This is a genomic window from Arthrobacter sp. PTI12 (assembly GCF_056679915.1).
Genome location: NZ_CM155256.1, coordinates 958745 through 975499 on the forward strand (window position 1 = coordinate 958745; position 16755 = coordinate 975499).

Annotated in this window: 24 protein-coding genes; 13 read left to right on the plus strand and 11 right to left on the minus strand. The window is 61.5% G+C overall.

The genetic code is table 11. The features are described from left to right. Positions 1 to 194: 194 nt before the first annotated feature. The gene (locus AC1MBU_RS04730; protein WP_479788944.1) at positions 195 to 404 is read right to left on the minus strand and encodes a hypothetical protein; all 210 of its coding nucleotides are present in this window, start codon (positions 402 to 404) and stop codon (positions 195 to 197) included. Positions 405 to 1153: 749 nt separating this feature from the next. Further along, complete coding sequence (locus tag AC1MBU_RS04735) at positions 1154 to 1723, minus strand: cysteine hydrolase family protein (protein ID WP_479788946.1); 570 nt, start codon at positions 1721 to 1723, stop codon at positions 1154 to 1156. Between the two features lie 339 nt (positions 1724 to 2062). On the opposite strand from AC1MBU_RS04735, the gene AC1MBU_RS04740 reads away from it, so the two are divergent. From AC1MBU_RS04740 to AC1MBU_RS04750, 3 genes are all read left to right on the plus strand, one after another. Continuing rightward, positions 2063 to 2875 carry a CPBP family intramembrane glutamic endopeptidase gene (locus tag AC1MBU_RS04740; protein WP_479788947.1) on the plus strand — a complete coding sequence of 271 codons (813 nt, stop codon included), beginning with the start codon at positions 2063 to 2065 and terminating at the stop codon, positions 2873 to 2875. 112 nt (positions 2876 to 2987) lie between these two features. Further along, a complete protein-coding gene (locus tag AC1MBU_RS04745; protein WP_479788949.1) occupies positions 2988 to 3527 on the plus strand; it encodes a helix-turn-helix domain-containing protein in 540 nt (179 codons plus the stop codon). A 96-nt stretch (positions 3528 to 3623) separates the two neighbouring features. After that, positions 3624 to 4901: an alpha/beta hydrolase gene (locus tag AC1MBU_RS04750; RefSeq protein WP_479788951.1), complete on the plus strand. Its 1278-nt coding sequence runs from the start codon at positions 3624 to 3626 to the stop codon at positions 4899 to 4901. A 102-nt stretch (positions 4902 to 5003) separates the two neighbouring features. Here AC1MBU_RS04750 and AC1MBU_RS04755 read toward each other — a convergent pair whose 3' ends face one another. From AC1MBU_RS04755 to AC1MBU_RS04775, 5 genes are all read right to left on the minus strand, one after another. Then, entirely contained in the window at positions 5004 to 5933 is a 930-nt protein-coding gene (locus tag AC1MBU_RS04755) for an NADP-dependent oxidoreductase (RefSeq protein ID WP_479788953.1), read from the minus strand. A 218-nt stretch (positions 5934 to 6151) separates the two neighbouring features. Next, on the minus strand, positions 6152 to 6349 hold the full coding sequence (locus AC1MBU_RS04760) for a hypothetical protein (RefSeq protein WP_479788955.1): 198 nt from the start codon (positions 6347 to 6349) through the stop codon (positions 6152 to 6154). Between the two features lie 121 nt (positions 6350 to 6470). Beyond that, entirely contained in the window at positions 6471 to 7163 is a 693-nt protein-coding gene (locus tag AC1MBU_RS04765; RefSeq protein ID WP_479788959.1) for an endonuclease/exonuclease/phosphatase family protein, read from the minus strand. 10 nt (positions 7164 to 7173) lie between these two features. After that, positions 7174 to 7614, minus strand: a complete 441-nt coding sequence (locus AC1MBU_RS04770; RefSeq protein ID WP_479788962.1) for a hypothetical protein — start codon at positions 7612 to 7614, stop codon at positions 7174 to 7176. Further along, a complete protein-coding gene (locus tag AC1MBU_RS04775; protein ID WP_479788964.1) occupies positions 7601 to 7933 on the minus strand; it encodes a hypothetical protein in 333 nt (110 codons plus the stop codon). The genes AC1MBU_RS04770 and AC1MBU_RS04775 overlap by 14 nt, the downstream gene beginning before the upstream one ends. Before the next feature lie 138 nt (positions 7934 to 8071). On the opposite strand from AC1MBU_RS04775, the gene AC1MBU_RS04780 reads away from it, so the two are divergent. Next, a complete protein-coding gene (locus tag AC1MBU_RS04780) occupies positions 8072 to 8425 on the plus strand; it encodes a hypothetical protein (RefSeq protein WP_479788966.1) in 354 nt (117 codons plus the stop codon). Positions 8426 to 8921: 496 nt separating this feature from the next. On the opposite strand, the gene AC1MBU_RS04785 is transcribed toward AC1MBU_RS04780, so the two are convergent. Further along, entirely contained in the window at positions 8922 to 10103 is a 1182-nt protein-coding gene (locus AC1MBU_RS04785; RefSeq protein WP_479788968.1) for a LamG domain-containing protein, read from the minus strand. 111 nt (positions 10104 to 10214) lie between these two features. Between AC1MBU_RS04785 and AC1MBU_RS04790 the strand changes: the two genes are divergently transcribed. Continuing rightward, a complete protein-coding gene (locus AC1MBU_RS04790) occupies positions 10215 to 11075 on the plus strand; it encodes a hypothetical protein (RefSeq protein WP_479788970.1) in 861 nt (286 codons plus the stop codon). A 262-nt stretch (positions 11076 to 11337) separates the two neighbouring features. On the opposite strand, the gene AC1MBU_RS04795 is transcribed toward AC1MBU_RS04790, so the two are convergent. Then, a complete protein-coding gene (locus tag AC1MBU_RS04795) occupies positions 11338 to 11601 on the minus strand; it encodes a hypothetical protein (RefSeq protein ID WP_479788974.1) in 264 nt (87 codons plus the stop codon). A 74-nt stretch (positions 11602 to 11675) separates the two neighbouring features. Here AC1MBU_RS04795 and AC1MBU_RS04800 point away from each other — a divergent pair, with 74 nt between their 5' ends. The 8 genes from AC1MBU_RS04800 (at position 11676) to AC1MBU_RS04835 (ending at position 14927) form a co-directional block, all read left to right on the plus strand. Beyond that, complete coding sequence (locus tag AC1MBU_RS04800) at positions 11676 to 11870, plus strand: hypothetical protein (RefSeq protein WP_479788977.1); 195 nt, start codon at positions 11676 to 11678, stop codon at positions 11868 to 11870. Next, on the plus strand, positions 11867 to 12268 hold the full coding sequence (locus AC1MBU_RS04805; RefSeq protein WP_479788979.1) for a hypothetical protein: 402 nt from the start codon (positions 11867 to 11869) through the stop codon (positions 12266 to 12268). The genes AC1MBU_RS04800 and AC1MBU_RS04805 overlap by 4 nt, the downstream gene beginning before the upstream one ends. A gap of 110 nt (positions 12269 to 12378) precedes the next feature. Further along, entirely contained in the window at positions 12379 to 12834 is a 456-nt protein-coding gene (locus tag AC1MBU_RS04810; protein ID WP_235563336.1) for a GNAT family N-acetyltransferase, read from the plus strand. A gap of 34 nt (positions 12835 to 12868) precedes the next feature. Further along, positions 12869 to 13351 (plus strand): GNAT family N-acetyltransferase, encoded by a 483-nt coding sequence (locus AC1MBU_RS04815; RefSeq protein ID WP_056549828.1) that lies wholly within the window; start codon positions 12869 to 12871, stop codon positions 13349 to 13351. Positions 13352 to 13413: 62 nt separating this feature from the next. Beyond that, positions 13414 to 13884 (plus strand): type II toxin-antitoxin system Phd/YefM family antitoxin, encoded by a 471-nt coding sequence (locus AC1MBU_RS04820; protein WP_479788983.1) that lies wholly within the window; start codon positions 13414 to 13416, stop codon positions 13882 to 13884. After that, entirely contained in the window at positions 13881 to 14219 is a 339-nt protein-coding gene (locus tag AC1MBU_RS04825) for a hypothetical protein (RefSeq protein WP_479788985.1), read from the plus strand. The genes AC1MBU_RS04820 and AC1MBU_RS04825 overlap by 4 nt, the downstream gene beginning before the upstream one ends. A gap of 44 nt (positions 14220 to 14263) precedes the next feature. Next, complete coding sequence (locus tag AC1MBU_RS04830; RefSeq protein ID WP_479788987.1) at positions 14264 to 14497, plus strand: helix-turn-helix domain-containing protein; 234 nt, start codon at positions 14264 to 14266, stop codon at positions 14495 to 14497. After that, positions 14487 to 14927 (plus strand): helicase associated domain-containing protein, encoded by a 441-nt coding sequence (locus AC1MBU_RS04835; RefSeq protein WP_479788989.1) that lies wholly within the window; start codon positions 14487 to 14489, stop codon positions 14925 to 14927. Before AC1MBU_RS04830 ends, AC1MBU_RS04835 begins: the two co-directional genes overlap by 11 nt. 42 nt (positions 14928 to 14969) lie before the next feature. On the opposite strand, the gene AC1MBU_RS04840 is transcribed toward AC1MBU_RS04835, so the two are convergent. After that, positions 14970 to 15626: an HNH endonuclease family protein gene (locus AC1MBU_RS04840; protein ID WP_479788991.1), complete on the minus strand. Its 657-nt coding sequence runs from the start codon at positions 15624 to 15626 to the stop codon at positions 14970 to 14972. Between the two features lie 123 nt (positions 15627 to 15749). Next, positions 15750 to 16502 (minus strand): hypothetical protein, encoded by a 753-nt coding sequence (locus AC1MBU_RS04845; RefSeq protein ID WP_479788992.1) that lies wholly within the window; start codon positions 16500 to 16502, stop codon positions 15750 to 15752. Positions 16503 to 16755: the final 253 nt, after the last annotated feature.

Genomic DNA, 16755 nt, shown 5'->3' on the forward strand with positions numbered 1-16755 from the left:
AGCTGCAGGACCCGTCCGACTCCCAGGGTTGCGTTTGACCGATCCGAGGTACCAGTCCTTCATCATCCAGGTGTGGGACGCGTGGACGGACCAAGTTCAAAAAGATTGCTGCGGAATGCGCAAGTCCTTACAGGGCCGCCATCTGCCCTCGCCCCCCCCTTCGTCCACTTCAAGCGGATGCATGTGGTTCCGCGCTAGTTCAGTGGGTACACACCTGGAAACTCTGGCATCCGATCGACGTGGGCGCGGACGTTGCCGACCGCTTTGTCCACGACGCGAAGGGGCAGGTGCGGTTCCGGGATGGCTTCCAGCAGCTGCCGCACCTCGTTCTCGTCATCTGTTGCCGGGTTCAGCCAGTCTCCGTGGAGGTCCGGCGGCACGATCACCGCAGGTACAGGCGACACGGTTGAAAGGTGTGTGCCCTTTACATACCTGGGCTACAGCACACCGTTCCGCTGTGCGTTGTTGCGGTGTCTGAGAACACCTTCCTAAGTTGTGCTTGAATCCCTTCGAGCAGTAGGGAGGGGGTAAATCCACGCGGCGCGGTCCTGATAGAGGCTGCTCGACGGTTTCGGCTCTCCATAGCTTGTCGACGGCGAAGGTCTTCGTGATAGTCGCGGAGGAAGTATTCCGGTGGCAAGTTCAGCATGATCTTCTTTCGGGGCGATTTGAGGGTAGAAATAACGCCGTGTTGAGGCGTTCTAACGTTTGGATTCCGAGGGGAGGAACGAGTGGCGTGAGCTGACAGTCGGATTGGAACTTCACACTTCACATCGATAACCTTCGATGTAATTATGGATCTGTATATCGATGAGTGTCAATCTATTTTTTTCGTGGTCTTTGGAGCTGATTTTCATCAAGGAACGCGTGCGCAACCAGACTGACTTCGGCGAGAGGGCAAGAGGAGAACAGGGTGGTCCGAGGCGCCGTTGCGCTTGTGGCGTCTTCGCGGTGTCGGCAACTCTGCTGAAGACCCGCCGATGCCGTTAAGACCTTTGTGGAAGATGCGCAATAACGCGGGTGCCTGCATCCGTAAACGCGGTGTACGACCTATTGGCCCATCGCTTCTCGGGTTTGAACTCGCCGTCAACTTTGCGCTTCAGGCCTCCGGTGACAGGGCGCGGTCATGCGCCCTCGGCTGGAGAAAGGATTTTCAGCGGTCGATGAGGTCCGAGGTGGTGAGTACCGTAGCAAATTCTTGGTGAAGATTGGTTGCGGTAATAGCTGAGAGTGTCTCGGCAGAAACCAGGTCACCGCTCGGCGACACGCGGCCGAAGGTGTGCGTGGCATCAATGGCGAAAAAGGTGTCGTAACCCAGATTGCCGGCCATGCGGGCTGTTGTTTCGCAGCAGTGATTGGTTGTGATACCGCAAATGACGACTTGGGTGATGTTCTGGCCTTGTAACCAGTCGTGCAGATTCGGTGTTCCGTAGAAGCTGGAGTTCACGCTCTTACGAACGAGTAGATCGGGATGGCCCGTGAGGATCTCTTTGAAGGCGTGACCGGACTGCGAGGGTGAGAGTGGCGATCTCGGGTCCTGTGAATCGTGCTGCACGAAGACGACCGGCCAGTCTTGCCGGCGCCAATTGGAGACCAGCGCTGCAATGTTGTCCTCGCATGCGGGATTGTCTCTTTCGCCCCAGAACGCAGAGTCTTCAAAGCCCTGCTGGACGTCAATCACTAGAAGCGCGGGTCGGTCCAGCGCGATGCGAGAGGTGATCATTGATGGACAGTAGCACTTGGTAGATCCGGTGCGCGCGTGCGCGGAATCTAAGGTTGGCACGCAGGGCAGCTGTCGACTCTCAAGCATGGCTCATCCACATCTCGTGCACGCCTCGTTCGTCGGTGAAAGGCCAGCGCCGGCGCGTACTTCCTCGCCGTCTGCGCGCCACATGACGATCCTTCGCCCCTGGTCGGGGAAGCGTGGCCCGGCTGTCACGAAGCGCGCTATTTTCGTGATTCATAAATATGGCGAAGGTGTGGATTTGACGTCCTTGCGCATGGTACATTCTCATGCGTAATAACACTATCATTGTTGCAAGTAATAAGGTGGTTGTAACCGATGCTCCGCTCCGACCGTCGCGCCCTAGTAGCGTTTCTCGCCCTCACCTTCGCGCTTTCCTGGGGTATCTGGGGGACTACCCTCGCCTTTCAGAACGGCCTCCTTGGCTGGAGACTGCCGGGCGATCCGCTGTCGTTCATCGCGGTCACCATGGCAGCGCTTACGGTTACGGCCTTGTCTGCCGGACGGAGCGGAATCAGAAACCTGTTCCGCCGCATGATTCTGTGGCGGGTTCACGTGAAGTGGTACATTGCGGCCCTGCTGATCCCAGGTGTTCCTGCCGTGGTGGCGCTTGCAATCCACTTCACGAGGGGCGGCAGTCATGAGATGGGCGCATTGGTGGCGCCGTCCGCGATCATTCCGTTGCTGCTCACTCAGGTCCTGCTGCATCTGCTGACCGAGGAGCTCGGCTGGCGGGGGTTCGCCCTTCCCCGGTTGCGCGCCAGGTTCGGGCCGTTGGCCGCCAGCACTGTGCTCGGACTGATCTGGGGCGCATGGCACATCCCAATGTTCTTCGTGACGGGCACACGGCAGACTTACCCTTTCGTGGGCTTCGTGATCCTAATCGTCTCGATCAGCGTAATAATGACCTGGATCTTCGATCGGACGCGCGGCAGCATCCTGATCGCTGCCCTGTTCCATGCAGCCATGAACACATGGTGGGCTGCCACGAATGTGCTGTGGGGCGACGGCCAGCTGTTTTGGATCTTCGTCGTTGCGACCGCTGCGACGGCCGGAACCATAGCCATCCTCCAGCGGGGACAGGATGCACCGCTGTCCCCGAGGACAACGACCGCGACGGTCGCCGTCTGACCGCCCGCCCATAGGGCGACGGGCCACCCCGACGAACGAAGCCCCTTACTGCCCACGCATGCCGGTCACCACAAGGTTGCGATTGGTTGCGAATATGAGAATGATGGATGGTATGACTCGCAATCAAAGCACGGCAGATATGGTTCTTCACCCGGTGCGCCTGCGCATCATCCAGAGCTTCCTAGGCGGCCGGCAGCTCACGACGACGCAACTCGCCGAGCACCTGCCGGAAGTGACCACGCCGACCCTCTACCGTCACATCGCCACATTGTCCGGCGCCGGAATCCTGGATGTGGTCCGGGAGCAGCGCATCCGTGGAGCGGTCGAGCGAACCTATGCCCTCCGGCTCGAAGCCAGCGAACTGTCCGCCGAAGAGCTCGCCGCAATGACCCCCGGGCAGCATAAGCAGGCCTTCACGTCCTTCATCGCCGGCCTCCTGGGAAGCTTCGACAGCTACGCCGACCAGTCGGACGACGTCGACCTCGTCCGGGACGGAGTTGGCTACCGACAGACCGCCGTCTGGCTATCAGACCAAGAACTGACTGACCTTTTGTCCACCTTTAGCAGTGCTCTCGCACGCGCCTCGGAGCACGGACCGTCGGAGAACCGCCGCCGCCGACTGGTCACCAGCATCATCATGCCCGCAGCCTGACGAACGCAACCGTTATCACTCTTGACAACGGTTGCGTTGTCAATATTATTAAAGGTATCCGGATGGTCCGGACGGCGTCATAGAGGAGTATGTCTAGTGGCACAGGTTCAGGTTCGTGACGGTCAGTTGAAGGTTCGGTTCAGGAGCGCCGAGAAGGTGCTAGGGCTGGTACAGGATTTCGCCGTTCCAGTCTCCTCGGTCGTCTCAGTTACCGTCTCCGACGATCCTTTCGCGTCGGTCACCGGCCTTCGGGCCCCGGGGTTCGCCCTGCCCGCCCGTGCGCGGATCGGCACGTGGAGATCGGTCGGGCGGCGGACTCTGACCGCAGTGGCGAAGAACGAAGCAGGTATTGTCGTCAGGCTCCGCGACGAGAAGTTTTCTACGCTGGCACTCAGCATTGAGGCGGCGTCAGATCTCGCCGAAGCGCTGATTTCCGCATCTTCGCAGGCGATCCTTACCGAGACCGAGGTGACGATCGACGCCGACGATGTACGGCTCTCGGGAACGTATACGCACGCCGGTGAGCATCCCGTGGCGCAGGTGCTGCTGCTGCCGGGGTCCGGTGAGGTCAACCGCGATGCGGACCACCGCAGGATCCCTCTCGGTGTCAGTCGTGATCTCGCCCACGCCCTTGCTGCCAAAGGGATCGCGTCCCTGCGCTATGACAAGAGGGGAGTGGGTCGGTCCTCAGGCTCCTACCTCCACGCCGGGCTCTCGGACAATCAGGCCGACGCCGCCGCTGCACTGACCTGGCTGCAGGAGTCGGCCCCCGCCTCGGCTGTGCCGGTCTTCCTTATCGGCCACAGCGAAGGAGCGATGATCGCGGAACTTCTTGCCGCCGATCATGACCAGCTCGCGGGCGTCGTCCTGCTCGCAGCACCAGGGACCACAGGGGAGGAAACGATGGCCTGGCAGACCAAGCAGCTCGCCCGGGCACTTCCCCCCGTCGCCGACGCGCTCATCAAACTGCTGCGAATCGACATCACAAAACAGCAGAGGAAGTCCGTCGCGAAACTTCGCGCCAGCGACACCGACACCGTCCGGATGCAGGGAAGGATGATCAACGCGAGGTGGCAGCGCGAACTGCTCGACTTCAACCCTGCCACGGTGCTGCCGCGCATCACCGCTCCCGTCCTGGCCATCACCGGAGGTAAAGACCTCCAGGTGAACCCGGATGACCTCGAGATCATCCGCGAGCAGGTCGCCGGTCCGGTGGAACTCCAGCGACCGGCCGACCTCACCCACCTGTTGCGCTCAGACCCGAATCCGGCAAGCTTCGCCAGCTACAAGAAACTCATGCGCAAACCCACCGACGCACTCACGGTCGACCTGGTCACCGAGTGGGTCGCGGCACACGCAACCACCCGCGTCTGACTGTCGACCCGCCTGCCCGCAGCCCGTCCCGCAGGACCTTTCAGGTGGTCGGTGGGCCCCTGAGACAGGCTGTGGGCAGCCGGGTGCGGTCCAAGGGGCGCCTCAGTCGGCGAGGAGGACAACCCTGCCGTGCAGCTCACCTGCGTGGTGGCGGGCATGCACCCGCGCAAGATCGCCCATGGGAAGCCGCGCCGAGATGCCGAGGTCGAAGCCCCCGGAGTCGATGATCGACGCGATCCTCGACAGGTCGTTCCCGGAGCTGTACGCGACCATGTTCTTCGTCGTCACCCCTGCACGAAGCTCAAGGGATCCCGTCACGGAAGTCGTCGCAGAGACGATCCTGCCGCCCGGGCGCACCAGGGCGGCCGCTGCAGCCAACTGGTCCTGCGACACCTCCGCGAAAACCAGGAGCACGTCAACAGGTCCAGGCAAATCCAGGCTCTCACCGGCCACGAACACGGCGTCCGCACCCACCTCACGTGCCCGGTCCGCGCTCCTCCTGCTCGTCACAGCGCTCACCGTCGCCCCAGCGTGCTTGCACAGCTGCACGGCAAAAGAGCCGACGCCACCTCCGGCACCTAGAACCATGACGTGATCACCCGCGGCCACGAGGGCGTGCTCGTAGATCGTTTGGAAGGCTGTAAGGCCCGCGGTAGGTATCGCGGCTGCATCCACCAGCGGCACCGTTTCGGGCACCGGGGCCGCATCTGCTTCGCTGACGAGAACATACCGGGCGGTACCTCCGGAATCCCGCGTCCCTAAATACGCCATGACGGCCGTCCCAGGCGGCCATTCCTGTGCCTCTCGACCTCCTCGAAGCACTGTGCCCGAAACTTCAATGCCCGGTGTGTAAGGCAACGGCAGCTTGAATACGTCGCGCAGCTCACCGGAGCGGAAGAGCGCATCGATGGAATTGAAACAGGTCGCAGCGACTTCGACAAGTAACTCCCCAGGCCCGGGCACCGGCATCGGAACATCATCGATCCGTAGAACCGAGGGAGCCCCGTACTCGTGGAAACGAACCACCTTCACGAGTCGACCGATTCGGTCACAGGACGAGAACTGAACAGAGCGGGCATAGCAGCAAATCTCCTTACGGGAAAATGCGGCGGGTAACGAAATAAAAGCAAAGGATCGCACAACGGTCGCCACACTCACAACCGTGGGCGGGATGCGGGGTTGATGGCCCCCTCACTGCCAGTTCAACCGTGCGGAGCACCGATGGAAAAGGCAACGTGCCGACTTTTGGATTACGAGGTGGAGGACGTGGCCACGACAAAGTAAAGAATGGCGAGCAGGAGCGCTACTGGCGTCATAATAAGGCGTTCCGGCTTGCTGCGGGAGATGGCGTTCATGAGCACGCCGAGGGCGAAATAGCCCGCCAAGATCCAAACACCGATAGTGGACACCGGCTCGGCGAAGACCAAATGCAAGACCTGTCCAGGCACATGGACAGTATCGACACCGAAGTGCGAAAAAGTCATCACGGACAACCACACCTACTTGAACCCTGGCCACCGGGTTGTCACCGAGTGGCAGGAGCGTGACGAAACGAACGCGTAGTAGGCATCAATCCTTCTCGACGTCGAGGATGAGCGGCATGTGGTCGCTGTAGGGCAGCCAGTCCTCGTGGGCGCCGACCTCAAGCCTGGCTGAAACACCGTCGCTGAGGAACGCGTAATCGATGTGGTGCCCAAAGTGGAGCTTCTTCGTGTGGAAGTACGTCTTCACATCCTCAACCCCGTGGGCGATGTCGGCTTGGCGGTGGTGGACGCTGTGCAGGCCCAGTCTGGCGAGCTTGTCGACCAGCATCGAATGAGTCCGGCCCGGATGCTTCTTGTCCCAGGCGGTGTTGCTGTTGAAGTCACCAATCAGCAGCGACGGCGCCTGCTGGAGGAACTCGGTGAGTCGGTCAACGACCTCATGGGTGACCCGGACGTAGCGCAGCTCGCGCGTACGGACATGAGCCCATAACGCAATGACGTTCAGGCCGTCCACGCTGAACGGGATATGCCACGGCAGGAGCGGTCCTGCCTCGTGTTCAACGTAGGTGCGGTCGGTTAATCCGAGCGCACCGAGACCCTTGTTCGGGTTGGACCCCACCCACGTCTTGAACGGCACATCCGACTCGGTGATGGCCTTCATCGACACTTCGGGCAGGATCGCGATGTCAGGGTTCAGCGATTCGACGAGGTGCCGCTTCTTGGCAAAGCCCATCGCACAGTTCCACGAAACGATCGGCATCGGCATCGGCATCGGCATCGGCATGAGCCTACCGGCTGGCGCTGATCGTGATGTGGACCTTGCAGGGAATGTAGTGGGCGAAGTGCCGAGAATGAGGTGGCAGCCACTGATAGCTTCCGTTGTCCTTCGGCGGCTCCCCACCGTCGTCATAACAGCGGACACTCGTGAGCCAACCGGTGTACGTGAGTATGCCTTCATCACTGGAGATCAGGGTGACGTTGTGGAACGTGAAGTCGTACAGGTAAATCGGCGAGCTCTCTGCATCCCGGCGTTCCACGTCCCGCTGAACGATGCGGCAGATGCCCTCACTCTGCTCCGACGCGACGTGCGTCGTGTTGAAGTGCGCTCCATCGAAGAGCGCCAGCGAAACCCTGTCACGGCTCTTCTCGGCGTCGTGGGTGGGTTCACGGGTGATCAGGATGGTGCTGCCGCCGGTTCCTGTGAACTTCTTCATCTCAGGCGTCTGCATGGGGCACCTCCCGTGTGGGAGTGATGAGCGCGGCGATCGTGCGGTTCAAGTCTTCACCCCAGAAGTTTTGGATGAGCCGCCTGATCAGTACAGCTGAGATCGACCGGAATTCGCCGGTGGTGCGGTACTTCGAGAGGTAGTCCTCGACGAAAGCACGGTCATTGTCGATGCCTTCTGCCTCGGGTCGGTAGGAGAAGCTGTCGAGGCGGCGGTTCTCGACAATCCACTGCCAAGCGAATTGGACCTGCTCGTCGGTATCGAAGTGGAGGGCCACGGGCTGTTCGCCGTAATTCCTGGGTTGGATGTGAAGTATCTGCATTACCGCCATGTGTGTGGCGTGAATGGTGAAGCTCACCGGGCAGCAGGGCGACCTTCGCCGTACACATGAGGGCTTATGAGATTCCCATTCTTCCGACGTCCCACCTCCATGCCGTTGAGCAGGACCAACCGTGAGTTGATGAAAGCCAAGGCTGCGCTGGATGATGCGCGACGCACCTTCCGTACCGGAGGCTACTCGGGCCACCCCGAGGAGCAGCTCGAACTCATTGAGGACCGCCAGCGCCGGGTGAACCGGATCAGCGCCGCCATCTTTGAGCAGCGGATCCTCGACTGGGACGAGATCAACGCGTCGATCGCCGCACGGCGGGACTTCTACGACATGCACGGCTTCGAGAAGCTTCGCACCACGCCGTCGCTTCGGGCACTGGAAGCCAGGGCCCATGAGCGGGTCGATCTTGCGTGGGAGAGCGACCTTCGGCGGCCGGCTCCCCGACCGCTAACGGTTGCGTTGGATTGGCAGGAAGCCGCCTGACCTCTACCACCTGATGCTCGACAGTCGCTACCAGTAAGATTTCCGCATGGGGAAACATGTAGCAAAGTGGGTTGCCGCCCTCGGTTTACTTTGCGGCCTGACAGCGTGCGGTAGTACATATGGGACGCCGGACCGGGAGGAAGCTTTCTCCGTTCAAGGCGGAGAATGTACTGCGCGATGGTGGCTTGAGCCGTTGTCCGACGAGGTGCCCGTGGAAGCATCTGACGTCGCTGACCAGGCGCTATCCAACTCTGTCGTTTCCACGTCTGAGCTCGAAGAGTGGAAAGAGATCCTGCATGAGTCGAAGTCAGGTGACGGGCAGATCCCGGCACACAAGCTCGAAGGCGATGCCTACGTTGAAGCGGTTAGGGCTGACGTGCGAGCCGAGCTAGAGGCGGCCGGCTACCCAGACGCCCCAACTCGCGTCATTGAGGTCTACTCTGACTCGGACTGCAGCAGGTCCAGCTCATAAGCCAGGTTCGAAGCAGCCTGATCCTTACCGGGTGTAGGTGAAGTCGCGGATCGTAACAATGGTGGTCGGCACGTTCAGTGCAGGATAGGCCGCCAGCCCGCGGTCTTTGACCCACAGGTTGATGTTCACCTGTTCGTTGGCCGGAACCGGGATGTCCTCCGTTTCCTCGGCGTGAGCGATCACCGGTCCGGTCGTGTCGGCGCCCTGGAAGACGTCCCAAACAATCGAGTCTTCCTCCCACGTCATCCGGACGGTGGCCTGGGTGACGCCGGCTGGCCAGAGGACCCCCTTGGCGATGACCGGGTCACCACCGGTGTCCTTGAAGAAGTTCAGCAGTGCCTCGACGCCGTTGCCGTTCCAGTTGGAGAACTCGCCGGCGTTGATTTCGTTGTGCCCGCCGCTTGGTCCGTCAGTCCAGTCGTAGGTGAACAGCGAACCGAAGACGAGGTTCGGGTCGAAGTTCGCGAAGTCACCCTCCACGGTGATCTGGTAAGTGCCGTACCCGTAGGCCTTCTTGGAGATGATCTGGGCGCCCATCGGGTAGTTCCCGGACGGGTTGTACATCTTCAAATCCAGTGACCCGTCAGGGTTCTCGGTGACCAGGGATGAGTACCATTCCCCGGTGAAGTGCGGTCCCACCCCGAGCGCCGGATTCCAGGTGTCGTAGTCGCGCTTCATGAATTCGTGGCCGTTGAAGTCGAACGTGGGCATCCCCATGTCCGAAGAGTAGCGGGCCGGCAGGGGAGCGCCGATGCTGCTGGACAGAGCCGTTACCGCATCGGCCTCCAGACAGCCGGGCTGGTTGCTGTCAGTCAGGGGCTTCGCGTCGGTGCTTGAATCCGTGAGGTAGAACGGGTCACCGGTGGCCGACCGGGAGATCGCCACATAGCAGGCGCCGGCTATGTCCGGCTGGGCGGCGAGGCTGGTGCTTTCCGCCAGAAGTCCAGCGTCCGTCATTTCCGACAGCGGAACGTACCTGCCGGAGCCGGTGGACAGGGTCACACCCGCCGCGGTCCGCAGAGCGTACAGGTCCTGCTTGGCTGCCGAATCCTGGGCGTAGGGAATGAGGGTGCCAACGCTTACCAGGACGCCCCCGGTGAGGATCCCCACCAGGACGACGCCCACCACGATGGATGAAATGTCGAACGCTCCGGTTGAGGAGCGCAGAAGCCGTCCAGCGGTGCGCACCCATTCTGGTGGTCTCATGTCAGCTCCTATTCGGCCGTGAATGGCCGATGTCCGGCCACCAGTAGATGTGCGGCGACGCGCAAATACGGTCGGAGCCGATGATCGTTCGCTCCGCACACATGTGCAGGCATGAGCACAAAACTTCACCACGGCTGCCGCCTCGCCGCAGGCACCGATGTCTTCGCTTTCATCACCCGGTTGCGGACCGTCCTGGATCCGATCCGCGATGAGCTGGATGCGGCACGGCTGGCGGACAAAGCCGTCGGCCTCGTCGACAACGCAGACCTCAAGAACGAGCCACGCCCAGAGGCTCCGCACGTGCAGGCTGTCCTGAACTGGTTCGAGGACCAGGAGAAGCTCGACCCGTCGTCCCGGTATTACGACCCGCACCGGTTCGAGCTGGCCATCGGATACGACGCCTACACCGACCGGCACCTCCTGCTGCCGTTCGTTGACGCCGAAGAATTGCAGTTGGCCTTCGCCGGTATGCCGGAGGTCGAGCCGTACTTCTACAGGGGCAGCTTCGATAAGCCCGAATACATCTCGCAGGAGGAGTGGGACGAGCGGCACGCGGCGTGGACCCGAGTGCTCGGCTACAAGAGCCCCAAGGAAGCGATGCTGATGATGTCGCTGCGGAACGGCCCCGATGCCGGAAGCGCCTTCGGAGAGGTCTTCTCAGCTGATGGGGCCATCCGGTCGAAGGACGTCGCACCGTCGAGGGAAAAGCGGGCCTGGCGGCTCTCCATCACCATCTACACCAGCTGGCTTTCGGAGCAATCCGAAGACGCCAACCCGGACACCATCAAGCTCATCCGCCGAGCCGGCGCAGCCGACCGGACGCCATTGACCGAGCTCATCGAACCGGCCCTCCCTGAGATCACTGAGGAGCTGCTCAGCACTGGGGTTGGGGAGCACGGCTGGGACAGCATCCGGGAAGAACTGTCTGCCGCATGCCAGGAGATTCACGACGCACAGCAGGCGAAGCGATGACCGGGCTGTTCTTCATTCTGAGTGCCTGGCTCATTTCGCTCAACGGCGACCTTTTGAGGCGACTCCTTTGCCAGCGGTCTGACTCGGTCGTCGGGACAACGGCGCGAGAGCAGGATCAGCCGAACCTCGTCGATGCGGCCTGAGTAGGCGTTCAGCTACCCCCGGCAGACCAAAACAGCAATATATTGCCGATTCGACCTTTGCGAGAACTCCCTGAGCCGTGAAACGCCGGAATCGGAAATATCTTGCCGATCGAGCGCTCTCAGGCGGCCGCCGGTAGGACAGTGCACTCCAGCGCGCCGTTCATATCGGCCATCAGCAGGTCCGCATCCCAGTTCCAGTGGGTGACTGCCCCGCGCGGAGACACCTTGATGACACCCCACATGCCGTCTCTGTCGTGGACTGCGATAACTCTGATGCCTTCAGGGTTGACGTACTGGAGTGCCTCTCCCACCGGAGGAAGGGTGCTGGCACTGCCGCCAGCCTGAATCGTGACGACACTCTGGGAAAGGGCGTGGGATGTCATGGATCCCATGTGTGTGGAGGGCGGTACGGGTCTTCCCGGTGAGAATATTCAAAATGCCCGCACACATGTAGGACATGAACCCTTACCGCGTAGCCCAGGCACTTCTGCTTCTCGCAGCACTCGTCATCGGTGTCAGCACCCCCGCCTTCAACGGCCTAAGCTTGCTTGCGCTGCTCCTTGCCGGGTCCACCCTGGTCATCGAAAAGCACCGCACCGCACGGGTTGCCGCCCCTGCCACGACCGAAACGACTGAGGAAGCCGCTGCATGACAGCCTCCCGCATGAACACTGTTCCAAGCGACCAGGAGATCGCCGGAGCGTTCGCCCCGCTCATTCACCGGACACAGGTTGCTTCGAAGCTCGAGCACGCACGCATCGCCCAGGAGAAGCTCGACGAACTCAAGGAATCCGGTGCCGGGCAGGAAGCCATCGACGCAGTCAACGAAGTCATGCGCACGATCTACGGCTTCGCACCCGACACTCCGCCGAAGACGAAGGCAGACCTGCAACAGGAGACGCTTGCGTCCCTGTCGTTGTATATCAGCCGTCACACCTGGACGCAGCTCACGACCGAACAGAAGGAATGCCTCGCCGACGCCATCGACAAGGAGTTCCGTGACCGGGATCCGGAGTTCATCTCTCCAGTTGACCGCTGGTGGCGGGACTGAGCCACGTACTTTGCTTGAATGGGAGGATGATGCGCCTCGCGAGGATGGATGAGCTTGAGCTGTTGCGCGAGATCGAATCTGCGGCGGACGAAGCATTTCGCACAATAGGCATGGACTTAGTCGCAGAGTCTGACCCCGCACCTCTCGCGAGCCTGCAGGATTACCAGCATGCAGGGCGAGCCTTCGTCCACACGGAGGATGCAGGCCTGCCGGTTGCGTTCCTCCTGCTTGGCCTGTTGGACGGCTCAGCTCACATCGAGCAGGTATCGGTTCACCCCACGTATGCACGGCAGGGGAGAGGCCGTGACCTAATCGATGCCGCAGAGGCGTGGGCTGAAGCTGAGAAGGGATTGCACAGCCTGACACTGACCACCTACGCGAACGTCCCGTGGAACGCGCCATATTACGCACGTCTCGGCTTCGACGTTGTTCCGCCCCCGGCGTGGAGTCCTGGTATCCGCGCCCTTCGCGAGCGGGAGGCTGCTATTGGACTTGATGCCTGGCCCCGAATCGTCATGGCTCGAAATCTTCACCGTACGATCGGAAACCGTGAGCATCCGTTGTGATCACTCCTACGACTCGGACCGGTAGGTTGGGCGGATGAACGAGGTAGAAGTCCGCCGAGCCCAGGCCGATGACGCGCCTGGAATAGCCAAAGTACACGTGCAGTCCTGGCAGGAAGCGTACGCCCACCTAGCCCCTGCCGAGGCCCTGGCAGCCCTGAACGTCGAGCGAAGGGCCCAACGCTGGGCCGACATCATCAGCGAAGGCGCGACGGAAGTCTGGGTGGCACTGGACTGCGGTCAGATCGTCGGGTGGATGTCTGTTGGTCACGGGCGCGATGATGGTCCGCGGCCCACTGAGCTGGTAGGGCTCTACGTTCTGGCAAGCCACCATGGAACAGGAGCAGGGCAGGGACTGCTGGAGGCGGGTGTCGGCACGGATCCCGCCTACCTATGGATGGCGGCTGACAACCCCCGGGCACGAGCTTTCTACGCACGTAACGGCTTCGCCCCAGACGGCGAATCGGACACCCACGAAATCGTCGGCACGCCGGTCGAGATCATCCGCCTCGTTCGCTGAGTCGCTTCCGGCGGCCCGCCTGGCTCTTGCTTATTCTGAACGTATTCAGAATAATTGGGGACATGAGTGTTCCTACCGTTAGCCGTCACGCGACCTCTTCGGACCTCTCGCGTAACCCAGCACAGGTGTTCCGCAGCGCTGACGAGGGGCCGGTGACGATCTCACGCCGTGACGGTGAGCCGCTGACACTACTTCCTTCTCGCATGATCGAGCGTGAGCAAGCAGCCTTTGGCGTGGTGGCGAATCTCGCTGCCGCTTCGTTGGCACCTGGCGGCCTCAGCTTCCCCGAGCGTCTCCTGGCGCCCTTCCCCTGGCTCGGTTTCCTGCCGATCAGACAGCGTGAACAATTCGCCGCAGAGATCGTGGAAACTACGCGGGCCTGCGTCTCCATCAACAACTTCGACCGGCTGTTTGTCGTCCTGGCCGAGTGGAAGGCCACAGCTGAAGCAGTTGCGTCCGGTGTCACCCCAGACGCCGAACTCGATTGGCTCGACGAAGCCGAATCGGTCCCACACCCCGGGGCAGGCGCTTGAGCCCGAAGCGGGGAGCTGTTTCGCGACCTCTGCGCAAGAACGAGTACGAGATCGTCTTCGGCACGTCCAACGCGCAGAAGGGCTGGCGGGACGTAGTAGCGACACAGCGCAACGTAGTCGTCACGGCCTGGGAGCGACTGACAACCGACCCCTTGACTGATGACACGACCTGTCACGGGATGAAAGGAGACCTTGAGTTTGTGACCCACCAGGGCAAGGACCATCGCCGACGGCAATACGAGCTGTCGAATGGAGCCCGGATCTGGTTCTACGTGGACGGCAGGAGCGTCATCCTCATCGACGTCCACACTCATCATCCCAACGCAACGAAATGACCGCCTCCACAACGGTGGCAGTCCTGCCCGGTAGGGTTTTTGACATGACCGGACCGCGTTTCCTGAAGCTTGATGACGTTTGTGAGGAGCTCAGCATCTCCATGTCGCAGGCGCGCGCTTTGGTGCGCTCCGGTGATCTTGTTGCCATTCAGGTGGGCGGCCGCGGTCAATGGAGAATTGAGCGGTCCAAGCTTGAAGAGTACATAGCCCGCATGTACGAGCAGGCGGCCAGGAACCTGGACAAGCTGCCGGCGGAACGCAAGGACGATGACGGCTGAGAAGCCTGCCGGCCGGCGCGACGACCCGTGGCCGCCAGCGGCGTCCGAGGACGAGTGGCTACTGTTCTACCTGCGCGGTCTGACCTTCGCCCAGATAGCGCGCTGGTGCCGCGTCAACGCCGAAACAGTCCGGTACCGGATCCTGCAACGGGTGGCCCTCGACCCGTCCATCGCTGGACGCCGACTGATGCTCCATGACCGGCCACGCTTTCAGCCGTCCAAGGTGGGCCGAGATCGTGCGTGGGACAAACGGTACGCGGCCGTGTTCCGGTTCGTCGCCGACCAGAGCCGCCATCCGAAACAACTCGGCGGACCAGCCGAAAGAGGTATGCAGCGGTGGCTCTACGCACAACGGCTCAAGCTCGAGGCCGGGGATCTGGATGAACGTCGGGTGGAGCTACTCGATGCGCTGGGGGAGTGGCGGGGCTGACGGCGCTTCAGTCGAGGATCGGAGAGCGATGTCAGGGCTCGATCAGGCTTTCGTGATGGTGAGCTTCACCGCGGCGCACTTGTCGGCCCATTTGATCAGCGCGGCCTTCTCGGTCTTGTCGACGGTCATTCCCCAGCGCGCCTTCACGACGGTCCACTGCGCGATGTAGGAGCACTGGTTGGCCGGCGGCATCCACTGTTCCGGTCCGGAGGCCTGCTTGGAGGAGTTCAGGGCGCTGGTCTGGGCGTTGAGTGATCCGGCGTAGCCGAGGTCGTTGTAGAACGCCACCCGGCGGGCCTGCGTCCAGTTGCGGGCCCCGGAACCCCACGCCTCGTGGACCGGCACCATGTGGTCAATCTGGACGGTGGTGGCCGAGGTGTGAGTCTTGTTGTCGAACGTGGTGATCCACTTGCCGGTTGCGACCGAGCACAGCTTGGTCGACGTGAACTTCGGAGCGATCTTGCTTTCGGAGATGAGGACTTCGTGGCGGGTGTTCTGGCAGTCCCGGTTCTGGTCGATCCACTGCCCGAAGTAGTGGTTCCGGTCATAGCCGGCATTATTCTCAACCGCCACGGGTAGGGCCCGGACCGCGCTGCGCAGATCCGTCGTGTAGGTGGTTGCAGCCTGGGCCGGCGCGGTCAGGCCGGTGAAAAGCAGGCCGATGGTGAGCGCAGTGACCAGCGCGGATTTCAATCTCATGGTGTTCCCCCAAGTCGGAGCGCCCCCAGCGGACGCTGTCATGAGTGTGGCACCCGGAACCGACAATCCGCGGGTACTTGAGGTGAAGCTGACGAAGTGCTGAGTTTGATGGAACTCATTCCGTCATGCGGCTTCGCATCTTGCGTCCGTGCCCTCCAAGACCTGGCGAAGGGTCGGCTCAACCTGTTTCACATTATCGAGACGGATGAGAGTCCAACCGTGCTTCCTGGCCCACTCATTCTTGATGGCGTCCCGTATGAGAACCGCCTGATGATCGCGCTGAACCTTCTCCTCACTCGCCTTGCCCCAGCGAACAGGCCGGCGATGCTGCTCACCGTCGAATTCGATGGCGATCTTCATGGCAGGCACGGCAAAATCGAAAGCAAGCGGGCGTTTGTTCCTCAACTGGGGGTGCTTCCACTGCTCCTCGAATGGGATACCCGAGCGGCGAAGGGTGCGTCGTATCTCGATTTCACCACGCGGCTCCCGGCAGGTTGGACAGCCCGTTCCCATCACATGATGATGCGGCGTCTGCTTGAACTCGCCGTGTCTGGGGCAGATGATCGTGACCTTGACGATCATTCGCTCGAGCACGACTTCGCTGTAGTCGTACCTGCCCGGGCCATGCATGTCGTTCGCTCGTTCGATGAACTTCTCGAGCGTTATTTTTCGAGCAAGTCCTTTGCGAAGATCGGCGCAAGAGCTGCATCCACCGCCGTTGATGTGAAGTGCCGCCAGCTGTTCGAAATATCCATGTGTGAAACACCTGATGGTTAGCTTGCGCTGTGAGCCCCGGTAAATCGTTTCAGAGTAGTCATACTTCTGATCGTGCACCTCTATTGCGCGGTTTCGGAACCAGTCGGTGTCCTGCAACATCGACACCCGCCTGGCGGCGGCTCCGCACTCAGGGCAACCTGCCCCATTCAGGTGTGCGTATGGCCTTTGGCCGAACAAGCCGTGTTCGGGACATCGAATAGAAACCTTCTCGTTGGCAGTCGTGTAATCAACCATCGAGTAGTCGTACCGGTCCGGTCCGTGTTTCTCCCGGGCCTCGGTGATGAAGGTTGTCGTTGTCTTACGTGGTGGTCCACCAGCCACCGTTACACCGCCGTGAGCGCGTAGCGGACTT